Annotated in this window: 13 protein-coding genes and 1 pseudogene; 10 read left to right on the top strand and 4 right to left on the bottom strand. The window is 58.8% G+C overall.

What is annotated here, in order from left to right; all coding sequences use genetic code 11:
- Positions 1-2 precede the first annotated feature (2 nt).
- Positions 3-1637, top strand: a complete 1635-nt coding sequence (locus FHT92_RS16230) for an FGGY-family carbohydrate kinase (RefSeq protein WP_183826991.1) — start codon at positions 3-5, stop codon at positions 1635-1637.
- Between the two features lie 90 nt (positions 1638-1727).
- Here FHT92_RS16230 and FHT92_RS16225 read toward each other — a convergent pair.
- The 3 genes and pseudogenes from FHT92_RS16225 to FHT92_RS16215 all read right to left on the bottom strand — a co-directional run.
- Positions 1728-1928, bottom strand: a pseudogene (locus FHT92_RS16225) (helix-turn-helix domain-containing protein); the annotation flags it as partial.
- A 94-nt stretch (positions 1929-2022) separates the two neighbouring features.
- Positions 2023-2259, bottom strand: coding sequence for a hypothetical protein (locus FHT92_RS16220; protein WP_183742390.1), 237 nt, complete (start codon positions 2257-2259; stop codon positions 2023-2025).
- A gap of 64 nt (positions 2260-2323) precedes the next feature.
- Positions 2324-2566, bottom strand: a complete 243-nt coding sequence (locus FHT92_RS16215) for a DUF982 domain-containing protein (RefSeq protein WP_183742392.1) — start codon at positions 2564-2566, stop codon at positions 2324-2326.
- Between the two features lie 257 nt (positions 2567-2823).
- On the opposite strand from FHT92_RS16215, the gene FHT92_RS16210 reads away from it, so the two are divergent.
- From FHT92_RS16210 to FHT92_RS16170, 9 genes are all read left to right on the top strand, one after another.
- Positions 2824-4344, top strand: coding sequence for an alpha-N-arabinofuranosidase (locus tag FHT92_RS16210; RefSeq protein WP_183826989.1), 1521 nt, complete (start codon positions 2824-2826; stop codon positions 4342-4344).
- A 61-nt stretch (positions 4345-4405) separates the two neighbouring features.
- A complete protein-coding gene (locus tag FHT92_RS16205) occupies positions 4406-5491 on the top strand; it encodes an ABC transporter ATP-binding protein (RefSeq protein WP_183826986.1) in 1086 nt (361 codons plus the stop codon).
- A 131-nt stretch (positions 5492-5622) separates the two neighbouring features.
- A complete protein-coding gene (locus tag FHT92_RS16200; protein ID WP_183742398.1) occupies positions 5623-6891 on the top strand; it encodes an ABC transporter substrate-binding protein in 1269 nt (422 codons plus the stop codon).
- A gap of 100 nt (positions 6892-6991) precedes the next feature.
- Positions 6992-7825 carry a carbohydrate ABC transporter permease gene (locus FHT92_RS16195; RefSeq protein WP_183743440.1) on the top strand — a complete coding sequence of 278 codons (834 nt, stop codon included), beginning with the start codon at positions 6992-6994 and terminating at the stop codon, positions 7823-7825.
- A gap of 1 nt (position 7826) precedes the next feature.
- The gene (locus tag FHT92_RS16190; protein WP_183742400.1) at positions 7827-8651 is read left to right on the top strand and encodes a carbohydrate ABC transporter permease; all 825 of its coding nucleotides are present in this window, start codon (positions 7827-7829) and stop codon (positions 8649-8651) included.
- Positions 8652-8816: 165 nt separating this feature from the next.
- Positions 8817-9740, top strand: coding sequence for a transcriptional regulator (locus tag FHT92_RS16185; RefSeq protein WP_183826983.1), 924 nt, complete (start codon positions 8817-8819; stop codon positions 9738-9740).
- Between the two features lie 263 nt (positions 9741-10003).
- Positions 10004-10768: a GNAT family N-acetyltransferase gene (locus FHT92_RS16180; protein ID WP_312858767.1), complete on the top strand. Its 765-nt coding sequence runs from the start codon at positions 10004-10006 to the stop codon at positions 10766-10768.
- A gap of 94 nt (positions 10769-10862) precedes the next feature.
- The gene (locus FHT92_RS16175; protein ID WP_183826978.1) at positions 10863-11330 is read left to right on the top strand and encodes an MEKHLA domain-containing protein; all 468 of its coding nucleotides are present in this window, start codon (positions 10863-10865) and stop codon (positions 11328-11330) included.
- A gap of 78 nt (positions 11331-11408) precedes the next feature.
- Entirely contained in the window at positions 11409-12323 is a 915-nt protein-coding gene (locus tag FHT92_RS16170; RefSeq protein WP_183826975.1) for a phosphotriesterase, read from the top strand.
- Between the two features lie 95 nt (positions 12324-12418).
- Here the strand turns inward: FHT92_RS16170 and FHT92_RS16165 are convergent, their stop codons facing one another.
- Positions 12419-13312 (bottom strand): Hint domain-containing protein, encoded by an 894-nt coding sequence (locus FHT92_RS16165; RefSeq protein ID WP_183742410.1) that lies wholly within the window; start codon positions 13310-13312, stop codon positions 12419-12421.
- Between the last annotated feature and the right edge of the window lie 363 nt (positions 13313-13675).

The following is a 13675-nucleotide window of genomic DNA, read 5'->3' as shown; positions in this document are numbered from 1 at the left end:
TCATGAGCGACACTTCACGCGCGCCATCAGCGGGTGCCAAACATGTTATCGGCGTCGACGTCGGCACAGGCAGCGCCCGTGCGGGCCTCTTCGACCTTAATGGGCTGATGCTCGCATCCGCCAAGCGGGATATCACGCTCTTTCACGAGACCGGTTCGATCGTCGAGCAGTCGAGCACCGAAATCTGGGCAGCGGTCTGCGCCGTCGTTCGCGAGATCGTCGCCACAAGTGGTATCGATCCGGCTTCGGTTGCGGGCCTGGGTTTCGACGCCACCTGCTCGCTGGTTGTGCTCGGCAAGGGCGGCGGGTCGCTGCCCGTTGGTCCCTCGGAGGATCCGAACCGGGACATCATTGTCTGGATGGATCATCGTGCCGTCCCGCAGGCAGAGCGTATCAACGCGCTCGGCCACGAGGTGCTACATTATGTCGGTGGTCGTATCTCACCCGAGATGGAAACGCCGAAGCTGCTTTGGCTGAAGGAAAACCGGCCGCAGGTTTTCGATGCCGCCTGGCAGTTCTTCGACCTCGCGGATTTCCTGACCTGGCGGGCAAGCGGCGACCTGTCGCGCTCGACCTGTACGGTCACCTGCAAATGGACCTATCTCGCCCACGAGAAACGCTGGGATGCGACCTACTTTCATGAGATCGGCCTCGGCGTATTGGCCGACGAAGGTTTTACCCGCATCGGCCAGTCGATCGCCGAGCCCGGCTCGCCGCTCGGGCAGGGCCTGACAGCGGCTGCCGCCGGTGAACTCGGCCTCGTTCCGGGAACGGCTGTCGCTGCGGGGCTGATCGATGCCCATGCTGGTGGCATCGGAACGGTTGGCATCGGCACCGGTCCGCAGGCAAATCTCGGTTATGTTTTCGGCACATCGTCCTGCACGATGACATCGACATCGAAACCGGCTTTTGTGCCCGGCGTCTGGGGTCCCTATTATTCAGCCATGGTGCCGGGCATGTGGTTGAATGAGGGCGGCCAGAGTGCTGCAGGTGCGGCGATCGATCAGCTGCTTTCCTTCCATCCGGCTGCCGCCGAGGCCAGGGAATTGTCGAAGCGCAACGGCATTCCGCTGCCGGTCCTTCTGGCTGACATGGCCGCGCAAAAGGCGCAGCACTCTTCCGATGTCGTCAAACTCGTCGCAGGCCTGCATGTCGTTCCCGAATTCCTCGGCAATCGCGCGCCGTTTGCCGATCCGCACGCCCGCGCAGTGATTGCCGGTCTCGACATGGAGAGGGATATCGACAGTCTGGTCGCACTCTACATCGCCGGTCTTTGCGGCATCGGTTATGGCCTGAGACAAATCATCAACACGCAAGCCGATGCCGGCGTTACCATCGAGAACGTCGTGATCAGCGGCGGCGCCGGCCAGCATGACTTCGTCCGTCAGATGCTTGCCGATGCGAGCGGCAAGCCGGTGATCGCGACGAAGGCCGAGGAACCTGTCCTTTTGGGCGCGGCCATCCTCGGCGCCGTCGCGGACGGGCTGTTTAGCGATATGCGCGCGGCGATGACGAAACTCTCGGCCGTTGAAAAGACCTATGAGCCGGCGCAAGGTGCGATCGCTGATCTTCACGCAAAGCGCTACGAGGGCTTCAAGCAACTCCAGACGCTGACGCGTGAGTTGCGGACGTTCTGAATGGCCGTCGCCTCAATTGCGAGTGCCTCACGGCCAAGCGGCAAAGGATGAAGCGAGGTCTTTCTGCGACTGTGCTGCGATGTTGCGCCGCTAGGCGCCGGGCGGTTCGCCGAAGTGGCTGTTGAAGAAGCGGCTGAAATAGCCGGCATCGCGAAAGCCGAGTCCGAAGCCGATCTGCTCGACGGATTGCTCCAATTGTCCAAGTCGCAGCTTTGCTTCGGCGCTCAGCCTCACATGGATCAGTCCAATCGGGCTTCGTCCGGTGCCGGAGATGCAGGTCCGATGCAGATGGTTATAAGCGACGCCCCGACCTGCGGTGGATTACAGTGGCATCGCAGCCAGGGCACCATCCGATCTGGCCTAGCCTTGGTCGGTCCGGCAGGCCTTAGATATGATGGCATACCGTCACGAAATCCGTGCGCGGAATGTATCGGTATTCGACAATCATATCCGTGCAATCGAGATGTCGGCGCTGTACATAGCGTGCCCGAACGACCGGCTTCGGTCGATGCTTGGCGACATGGGGTCGTTCATAACCCTGGATCATGTCCGCAGATACGGCAGGGCCTGTCGAACCGGCGGCCACGGCCAGGGTCAGCAACGATACCAGCAAGGCGCGCATGCCGCCTCCTTTCTCAGAAATATGATATGAGCGGACGCCGCATGTGCACGTCCGCCCCTCGGGCTCAATGTGTGTTCAGTCTCGCTTCTGCTGCCGCTGCGAGAAAATCTTCCCTTGCCGTTTCCAGACTAACGCGTCCTTCAACGGCGCCCTTGCAGGCATTGCTTGCTTTGACGAATTTCGCTCCCGTTCGCCGCGGCCACATGTCGTGGAGATAGATGAGTGCGTCGAACGGGCCTTTGACGGTCCGGGATCCGGCGTTGTCGAACTCGATTTCGACCGGCTCGCTCCATTGGCCATTTGGCATCTGTTTTTCCTCCTCCTGTCGCGAGCCCCAAAACGTTACGGAGCGGAATTTGTTCCCGCGCAAGAGATTGGTTGGTTAATCGTCGCTTTCACGACCCGGCGGAGACCGGCGACTAGGCCCGAATCCCCGGTTTGCATAGATTTCGGTCGCCTTGCGTCATAATAAAACTGATTTTTTGATACAAAACAAAATGCTTGATTAATAAAAATTCCCATAATAGCTTGCCCGAAAATCAGATCAATAAACGAGGAACATCAATGCGGGCTAAAGCGACCCTGAACAGGGAATTCACCATCTCGACCGTCGACAAGCGCGTCTACGGCTCCTTCCTGGAGCATATGGGTCGCGCTGTTTATACCGGTATTTATGAGCCGGGTCACGAAAAAGCTGATAAGGACGGCTTTCGTACCGACGTTCTTGATATGGTGCGCGATCTGGATATGCCGATCGTGCGGTATCCGGGCGGCAATTTCGTTTCGGCCTATCATTGGGAAGACGGCATCGGCCCACGCGACCAGCGGCCGACGCGTCTCGATCTCGCCTGGCGGACCCGCGAGACCAACCAGATGGGCGTCAACGAATTCGCCGACTGGTCGAAACTCGCCAAGACCGAGATGATGCTCGCCATGAACCTCGGTTCGCGTGGCCTGAACGACGCCCGCAATTTCCTCGAATATTGCAACCATCCGGGCGGCACCTACTGGAGCGACCTGCGCGCCAAGCACGGCTACAAGGACCCGCACAATGTCCGCATCTGGTGCCTCGGCAACGAGATGGACGGCCCTTGGCAGGTCGGTCACAAGACCGCGACGGAATATGGTCTGCTTGCCAATGAAGTCAGCAAGGCCTTCAAATATTTCGACAAGACGCTCGAAACAGTGGTCTGCGGCTCGTCGAACGACAAGATGAAGACCTATCCCGAATGGGAGGCACAGGTTCTCGACGCGAGCTATGACAGCGTCGATTACATCTCGCTGCACAAATATTTTGGCAACGAGGAAAACGACACGCTGAATTACTATGCCAAGGCGATCGAACTCGACCGCTACATCGTCACGATCGGCGGCGTCATCGATTACATCAAGGCGAAGAAGCGCTCGAAGCGTGACGTGAAAATCTGCTTCGACGAATGGAACGTCTGGTATCACGACCGCAAGGAAGACGATCAGCGCTATAAGAACTGGGACTGGCCGGAAGCGCCGCCGCTGCTCGAAGAGCTCTATAATCTCGAGGATGCGATCTTCGTCGCCTCGCTGATCAACGTCTTCATCCGCCGCTCCGACCGCGTCAAGATCGCCTGCATGGCGCAGCTCGTCAACGTCATCGCTCCGATCCTGACCAAGGCGGGTGGACCAGCCTGGCGCCAGTCGATCTACTATCCGCTGCAATTCGCTTCGAAATACGGCCGCGGCACGGCACTGACGGTTTCGGCCTCCGGCCCGACCTATGATTGCGATGTGGCGCAGGACGTTCCCTATCTCGATCTCTCGGCGGTGCTGCAGGAGGATGGCAAGAGCATCGCGCTCTTTGCGATCAACCGAAGCCTTGATGAGGCGATCGATCTCGATGTCGCCCTGCAGGGCTTCAAGGGCGCGAAGATCGTCCAGCATCACACGATGGCGGGTGACGATCTGAAGGCGCGCAACTCCGTCGAGGATCAGAACCGTATCGTGCCGACGGCAGGATCCGGCCTCCAGGTCACCGACGAAGGCAGGCTCACCGGTTCGCTGCCGGCGAAATCCTATCACTTCATCCTGCTTTCCGTCGCTTCGGCGTGAGCTGATCGCCACCGGGCAGCGGAGGAGGCTGCCCCGTCTGGAGTGCCTATCGGGAGGATATATGTCTGGAATAAAACTGACTGACGTCAGGAAGTCGTTTGGGTCCTTTTCGGTCATTCACGGCGTCGATATCGAGATCAAGCAGGGCGAGTTTGCCGTTTTCGTCGGCCCTTCCGGCTGCGGAAAATCGACCCTGTTGAGGATGATTGCGGGGCTCGAGGAAACGAGCGGCGGACAGATCAGCATTGAGAATGAAGATGTCACGCACAGGGAGGCGTCGAAGCGCGGCGTCGCCATGGTTTTCCAATCCTACGCGCTCTACCCCCATCTTTCCGTCTTCGAAAACATGGCCTTCAGCCTGTCGATCGCCAAGCGTCCAAAGGCGGAGATCCAGCAGAAGGTAAAGGCTGCCGCCGATATCCTTCGCCTTGGCGATTATCTCCAGCATAAGCCGAGCCAGCTTTCGGGCGGCCAGCGTCAGCGCGTGGCGATCGGCCGCGCCATCGTGCGCGAACCGCGGGTCTTCCTGTTCGACGAACCGCTCTCCAATCTCGACGCCGAATTGCGCGTGAAAATGCGAATGGAAATCGCCCGCCTGCACCGCCAGATCGGGGCGACGATGATCTACGTCACCCATGACCAGGTCGAAGCGATGACGCTTGCCGACAAGATCGTCGTCTTGAAGGAGGGCATCGTCCAGCAGGTCGGCGCACCCTTGGAGCTCTATCGCAATCCGCAAAACATGTTCGTCGCCGGCTTCATCGGATCGCCAGGCATGAACTTTCTGAAGGGCAAGGTCGTTGCCACTGGCCGAGGCTCCGCCCGCATTGAGCTCGATGACGCGCCCGGTCAGGCTTTCGAGCTGCCGACGCGCACGCCAGTTGCTCAAGGCTCAGCCATCAATGTCGGCGTCCGGCCCGAGCATATCGGGCTTAGCGCTGGCGACGGAGGCTTGACGCTGCCTGTCACCGCTGAGTTTACGGAGGAGCTTGGCGGCACCGGATATCTTCACGTGCTGACCGCAACCAATGCGGAGATGACGGTCGAGTGCCGCGAAAGCAGGCCTCAGCCGAAGGAGAAGATCAGCCTCTCTCTGAGAGTGCCTGAAATGCTGGCTTTCGATGCCGAAGGCAGAAGGCTCAGCTGATTGAACGGGGTCCGGAGCTGAAATCCGGAAACCGGAAAGGAATGCAGGAGACGTGATCGTGCGCCTTTGGAGGAGGTCCGCGACAGAAGCCACCGGGGTGGCCCAACCCATGCTTTAGAGGAGGAACAAACGTGAGAAAGCTTGTAAAACTCGCCGTTTCGGCGGCCATCGCATTGCTGCCCTCGGCAGCCGCATTCGCACAGACTGACATTACCTGGTGGGATTTTTTGAGCGGCGGCGACGGCGTTCGCATGAAGGCGCTCATCAAGGAATTCAACGATACCCATCCCGATATCAAGATCAATGCCACGACGCTCGAATGGGGCGTGCCCTTTTACACCAAGGTGCAAACCTCAGCTGCCGTCGGCCAGCAGCCCGACATCATGACCTATCACATGTCGCGCTATCCGCTGGCTGTTCCAACCGGCATCCTGCGCCCCTTTACCGATGAAGAACTGGCCTCCGCCGGCATCAAGAAGGAAAATTATGTCGATGCGGCCTGGAAGCAGGCGACCTTCGACAACAAGGTCTACGGCATTCCCTTCGATGTCCATTCGATCGTTCTCTATTACAACAAGACCATCCTTAAGGAAGCCGGTCTGCTCGGCGACGATGGTCTGCCGAAGGGTCTCGACGGTCTCGACAATTTCAATGCCGCGCTCGACAAGATCAAGGCGACCGGCAAGGTGGAATATCCGCTGTCGCTGCACACGGATGAAGGCGGCTCCATGTGGCGCGTCTTCTATACGCTGCTCTCCCAGCAGGGCGCTAAGTTCATCGATGGTGACCAGATCCTGCCCGGCGATGCCGGCGTAAAGGCGCTGAAGACCATGGCGAACTGGGTCTCTTCGGGCTACTCGCCGAAGCTGATCTCCTATGAAGCCTCGATTGCGCTTTTCACCTCGGGCAAGGCTGCGATGCACATCAACGGCGTATGGGAAGTGCCGACGATGACTGATCTCGCCAAGAAGGGCGAGCTTGGCTTCGAATGGGGCGCTATCGAAATCCCCAACCTTATGGGAACGCAGGCCACATGGGCGGATTCGCATTCCTTTGCTGTTCCCAACAGCGAGAGCAAGCCGATCACGCCGGAAAAGCTGAAGGCCGTGCTGCAGATCATCGCCTGGATGAACGAGCACTCGATCTCCTGGGCAAGTGCGGGCCACATCCCTGCCTACAAGCCGGTGACGGACAGCAAGGAATTTAAGGAAATGCAGCCGAACGCCACCTATGCGAAGCTTGCCAATACGGCCGTCTTCGACCCGGTTTCCAAGCTCGCAGGCGTCGCCGGCCCGATTTACGAGGCCACCCAGAACTTCGTGGTTCCCGCACTCAACGGTCAGCTCGATCCGGAAGATGCGATTGACCAGATGCGCGAAGAGCTGGAAAGCCAGAAGTAAGAAGACACTGGCCGGAGCACGCCTCCGGCCAGCCCTTCGTCCAGGGAGATGATCTGTGGTCAACACTGAAAAGCGACGCAAGACGCTGACGGCGATCGTCATGATCGCACCGTTCCTGATCGCCTATGCGATCGTCTTTGCCTATCCGGTCTACAAGATGTTCGCCTTGAGCTTTACCGATGCCCCCCTCGTCGGCGAGGGCCAGTGGGTGGGCTTCGACAATTATGTGAGGCTCTTCCACCAGAAGCTCTTCTATACCTCGGTCTGGAACACCGGCTATTTCGTCGTGTTGACGGTCATTCCGAACACGCTGATCGGCCTCGGGCTGGCGCTGATGGTCGTGCGCCTGAAAGGCTGGATGCAGAGCCTGGTGCTCGTGCTCTTTTTCATCCCCTATATTCTTCCGGTTTCCGTTGTCACCCAGATCTGGAAATGGGTTCTCGACCAGCAGTTCGGAATCGCGCAGTTCATCATCGAGGCCTTCACCGGCTCACGGGTCAGTGTCTTCCGCGATCCGGTCTGGGCCATGCCCATGGTGGCGCTCGTGACGGTCTGGTGGACCAACGGCTTCAACCTGCTGCTCTTCATCGCCGGCTTGCGCAACATTCCCCATGACTATTACGAGGCGGCGATGCTTGATGGCGCGACGCGCTGGCAATGCTTCAAGCGCATCACCTGGCCGCTGATCTGGCCGGTGACCGCGCTGGTGCTGACACTACAGCTCATCCTGCAGCTCAAGATCTTTGATCAGGTCTATCTCCTGACCGAGGGTGGGCCGTTCAATTCCACCTATGTTCTCTTGCAGCTCGTCTATCGCGAGGCCTTCCGATCGAACCATGGCGGTCTCGGCTCCGCAGTCGCGGTGATCCTGTTCGTCATCATCGTCGTCGTCTCGGTGCTGCAATATCAGCTGTTGCGTGTGAGGGAGCGCTGAGATGCCCGGCAAGACAATCGGCAACGCGCTGCTTCTGATCCTCACGTTGGTGATCGCCTGCACCTGGGCCTTCCCGATCTATTGGGCGATCGTCACATCCATTAAGCCGGAACAGGACGTCGTCAACAAGACGACCCTCATTCCTGACGTCCTGAATTTTTCTGGCTATTATTACGCGCTCTTCGAGACGAAGCTGTCGACCTGGTATCTGAATTCCGTCGTCACCTCGGTGACGGTGACTGTGGTCGTCATCCTGATCAGCGTCATGTGCGCCTATGCGCTGTCGCAGATCGTCTTTCCCGGCCGCAAACTTCTCTACGGCATCATCCTGGCGAGCTTCATGGTGCCCTCACAGGCGCTCGTCATTTCGCAATTCGTGCTGATGCACAAGCTGAACCTGATCAATACCTGGGGCGGCATCATCCTGCCGCAGCTGATCGTTCCCGTCATCGTCATCGTCTACAAGCAGTTCTTCGATTCCGTGCCGAAGGAACTGCGCGAGGCGGCCAAGCTCGATGGCTGCGGCGAATTCCAGATCCTGTTCAAGCTCTATCTGCCGCTGAACTGGGGCATTACCACCGCACTTGCCATCATCACCTACATCATGGCGTGGAATGCCTTCCTCTGGCCGTTCCTCGTGACCAACTCCGACGATATGATGACGATCACCGTCGGCATTACTCAGACGAGGGACGCATTCGGCGTCAAATACGCGCGCGACATGGCGGTCGCCATCCTTGCGGCGATGCCGGTCGCAGTCGCCTATCTCCTGTTCCAAAAGCGCGTCACCCAGGCCCTGATGCTCTCATCGGGCATCAAGGGATGAGTGCATGAGGGATTGCTTCCGGGCCGAGGTGAGAAGGCCCAGCCGGTCCGCGAGAGCTCTCCCGAGGCGCGGACCGGCGCTTAGGAAAAAGAGCGGCGACATTGCATATGACGCCGTGATATCAGCTGAAACGAGCAAGAAAGACTGGAGAACCAGTATTAAAGTATGGAGACGAAACTTCTAACCGTCGATCCGATGCGGGACGTTGACGTCGTCCAGGCTCTCGGTTCCCCGACGCGCATCGAAATCCTCAACCTGCTGCGCCAGAAAGGGCCGCTGAATGTCAACGACATTGCGGCGCAGATGCGTTTGCCGCAATCGACGACGGCGACCAATCTGAAATCACTCGAGCAGGCGGGCCTCATCCAGACCCAGACGATGAAGGCGACGAAGGGCAATCAGAAGGTCTGCTCCAGCATCTATGACGAAATCCTGATCCGCTTCGATACCAACGGCACCAAGGCGAGCGAGGACGTGGTCACTGTCAGCATGCCGATCGGCCTCTTTACCGAATTCGACGTGGGGGCGCCCTGCGGCCTCTGTTCGGTCAACAACGTCATCGGCATGCTCGATGTGCAGGAGGTCTTCCTCGATCCGCAGCGCATGCAGGCGGGATTGCTCTGGTTCACCCGCGGTTATGTCGAATACAAGTTTCCCAACAATGCCAAGGTTTCCGGCAAGAAAATCCGCAAGGTGGAATTCTCGGCCGAGCTGAGTTCCGAGACGCCGGCCACGAATGCCAATTGGCCGTCCGACATTTCGATCTGGGTTAATGGCATCAAGGCAGGGCACTGGACCTCGCCCGGTGATTACGGCGATCGCCGCGGCATGTATTCACCGTCTTGGTGGAAGCTGTCGGGCTCGCAATATGGCAAGCTTAAGACCTGGACGATCGACGAGACCGGCACCTGGATCGACGGCGCCATGGTCTCGACCCAGACCATCACCTCGCTCGGTATCCCCGACCATCACTCGATCCGCTTCCGCATCGGCATCGACGAAAAGGCCGACAATCCAGGTGGTATGAACCTCTTCGGCAAGGGCTTTGGTGATTTCGACCAGGATCTGGTCATGTCGATCTATTTCTGACGGACGACGAGCGCGCGACGATTGCCGCAACCGTCTGCAGCGCAATCGAACAGGCCGGCTACACTCTCCATGGTTGCTCTTAACCTCTTTTAACCAGCCGCAGACTATATTGATGGGTGCGATGCGGGCTATCTCGACGCCTGCGATAGCGCTCCTGAAGGGGACGGGAAAATCCGCCAGGGCTGCGCAGCGGCTGGCGCGGCCCGTCATTTGAAAGAGGAAACAAATTGAGCATTTCAGAGGACAGAATTGCCTGGGAGGAAGTGATCGAGGCCAAGGCTTTCGTTGATATGGCTAGGATTACTCCGCAGCCCTTTAAAGACAGCGTCGAATTTACCTGCATGCCGGTGGGCACCGGCTGCGCCATTTCGCTGCCCACGGCTCCTGCCGTCGGGCTCAATCGCATTCTTGCTTTGAATGAAAGAGACGAACTCAATCTCGCATTTGAATGGATGAAGACCAAAACAGGCAGGCGGCATGTCCAGATCCGCGAAACCTCTGCCGCCAATGAGCTGCGTGGCTGGATACAGGATCAGGGGCTGGTCGAAAACGGTGCCTGGGTAAAACTCACACGGCCTGCCCCATCCGCTCCGCTTGCAATCGAAGGACCTGTACGCGCCCGCCTGGCCGGTATCGATGACGCGCCGATTTTCGGCAAGCTGACATGTGCAGGCTTTGGTTTCCCGGCGGAGCTTGAGCCCCTGTGGTCATGCCTGATCGGCAAGAAAGGCTGGGCCTGCTTCATTGCGGAATTGGAAGGGACGGCGATCGGTACCGGGGCGATGTTCATAGAAGACGGACGCGCCTGGCTAGGCGGCGGAACGACATCTGCTGAGTACCGGAACCGCGGCGCGCAAAAGGCGCTGATCAATGCTCGGTTGAACGAGGGCCTCGCGCAGGGCGTCTCTCTCTTTGCGGTGGAAACGGTCCAACCTCAGGAAGATCAACCGAATATCTCCTTCGCCAACCTGACGAAGGCGGGCTTCAAGCCATCTTATGTCCGCAAGAACTACCTGCTGCCGGATTAAGCTGTTGGCATCGGTGCGGATTGCCGCACCGATGCCATATCCCGCGACTAGATCGGAACAAGCCCGTGAAGCGGCCGCTGGAGAAGGAAACGAGATGCAGTTGAACGGCGAATTGAACCCGAACGACCCCGAATTCTTTGAACTTCTCACTGGGAGTTTCCGGCGCCTTGTCGGCAGAGACCTTCTCGCAAGGGATCGGGGGCCAGAATGGCTCTACGGCGATGCCCCGTTTGTGGTCCTTGCACACAATACCGCGCCCGATCCCGTCTTTGTCTATGCCAATGGCGCAGCACAAAGGCGGTTCGGCTATAGCTGGAGCGAATTCGTAAAGCTGCAGTCCCGGTTGTCCGCTGGCCCTGGTGAACGGTCAGAACGTCAAGCGTTGCTTGATGCGGTGGCGCAAAACGGCTTCATGATCGGCTATCGCGGCTTGCGGGTTACGAAATCAGGGAGCCGCTTTTGGATGGAAGACGGAATAGTCTGGCAGTTGCGAAACGGAGAAGGGCAGGATTTCGGTCAGGCGGCGACATTCTCCAAATGGGTTGACGTATCCACTCCGTAAAGAGCCGATGCGATCAGATGGATCGATAGATGCATTTAACGCCCTGCCGTTCTGCAGTTGCGAGAGGAGGCCTTCACGATGAAGTATATCTATACAACTCTTGGACCGAAGGGCCGCGACGAACTCGGCATGATTCTCCCGCACGAACATGTCTTCGTTGATCTGAGAACGCCTGACCAGCCCGGCTATGCCGAGGCGGAGATAGACGCAGTTGTGGCAGTGATGCTCCCGCAGATTGAGGCGATCAAAAGACAAGGCATTACGCTGCTCGTCGAGTGTACGACGGGTGGCGTTGGAAGACGTGCTGACATAGACCTCGCTGTGTCGAAAGCAGCCGACTTTCCGATCGTCGTCCCGACCGGCAACTATCGCGAACCCTGGATACCCGCTTGGGTAGCCGAGGCTGATGAGAGCGATCTTGAACGATGGATGGTAAGTGAGCTTACTGAAGGAATCGAGGATACCGGTGTGCTGGCGGGATGGATCAAGCTCAGCGCCGGCGACGATGGGATTACGCCGCTTGAAGCTCGTATCCTCCGCGCAGCGGCAAGAGCATCCGTTCGGACCAATGCGGTGATCGGCTCGCATACGATCCGGGGAAGGGTTGTGATGGAGCAGCTGGACATCCTTCAGTCAGAGGGATGCGCACCAGAGCGGTTCATATCCATTCACACGCAGGAGGAAAGGGACTTCGGGCTTCACCGGGCACTGGCGGAGCGCGGTGCGTGGATCGAATACGACCATGTCGGAAGGGCGCCTGACGAGGAGTTGGTCTCGATGGTAATGCGCGCCCTCGAAAGCGGGCTGGGCGAGAAATTACTCATAAGCCATGACCTTGGCTGGTATGATCCGGCACAACCCAGTGGTGGAATCCCGAGACCTTACACGCATCTTGTCGAGAGCCTTCTGCCATCGCTCAGAGCCGCAGGCGCGGGCGAGAATCTGGTCCGACAACTCACAGAATTTAACCCTTTCGAGGCATTCGCACGCTGAAGCAAAAGCGCGAATGTCGCTTCGCAAGCCACGACGCCTCAAAAGCGGCGTCGTCGCGCATGACCCACAAGAACAGCGCACCCTGCTATGGCAGATCAGCGTCTTGTCAGAGCGAGCTCCTTGGCTTGCGCGTCTATCCTTTCACAGGCATCCCCGAAGGGATCGCGCATCGGCACCAATGGCGAAGCGCCAAGCAGGAGAAGCGCTTTCAAATGCTTCCATCCCCCTTCCTCGCCTAGCACCGGCGCAAAGGATGTCATCACTGTGGGTTCATCGGGATAGAGACGCTTGTACTCCGCAAAATTGGAGAAGTTCTCGTGATTGCCCTGCAAGAGATGGAAGGTTTCAGCCGCAGCGCCCTCGGCAAGAATGATCTCATGCGTATTGAGCAGGACGGCATAATATTCGATCGACATGTCGTTGGTTGGAATGACAGGGGCGATTGTCGTGCCGTTGACGAGGTCCTTCACGCGGATGAGAACGCCATTCAGAAACAGCGCGTGGCCGGGCGACAGGTAGAGATCGGAATGTGGCGTGCGGCTATCCAGCGCGTGGCGGGAAATCCGGATCGGTACGACACCCTCGTGCCAGCGCGCGCCGGTCTTCTTGAAGACTTGGCGGCCGACCCACTTGATCGGACGGGCGCTTCCGTCGGGAAGGACAACGTGATCGCCGGCGCGCAGATCCTCGACGGGCTTTTCACCACAATCCGTGAGAATCGCCGTTCCGCGCAGGAAGCACTGCGCGCTACCTCCTCCACCACCAGGGCCGCCGTGTCCACCGGGACCTCCGTGTCCACCGGAGCCATTCTTGCCTCCACCGGAGTTGCCCCGCCCCCAGCGCCGCCCCATCGCGCTTGCGGGAGACTTGGAAACTGCCGTCGCCAAGGCCGCCACGACGGCAAGCCGAGCACTGGCGGCAGCGGCAACACCTAGGAAATGTCTGCGCGCCGTATTGCGTGGCAGTTTCGGATCTTCCATGGATGGCATGATGGTGCCCTTTGAAACGAGTGACAGGGGTTTATGTTGCCATAAGTTGCATCGCGTTCAACTTCACAGAATAGGCTTCGACTTACCAAAAAAGGGGTAGGCCGATTGCTTGCAATAATCCCCTTGTGAAGGGACCGGGGACCGTCGGCTGTTCTCGTGGCAGGTCAGGCGAAGAATAGATGCCGCGGCCCACCAGATGGGATAGAGGCGGCGTCGATAGGCATCAATGAAACTAAGATCGATCAGCTTCGCGCCGAGTCAGGCCCGGAAACTCCAGTCTCCCCACCGATCCGAACCGTAAGTCCGCGCACACCGCCTCAAGGTCGTCCTCGGGAAGCGCTGGAGCCTGATCGTCATCCGCGC

Origin of the sequence: Rhizobium sp. BK377 (genome assembly GCF_014193935.1) — a bacterium.
Taxonomy (GTDB): domain Bacteria; phylum Pseudomonadota; class Alphaproteobacteria; order Rhizobiales; family Rhizobiaceae; genus Rhizobium.
This window is presented reverse-complemented; position numbering and strand designations above follow the sequence as displayed.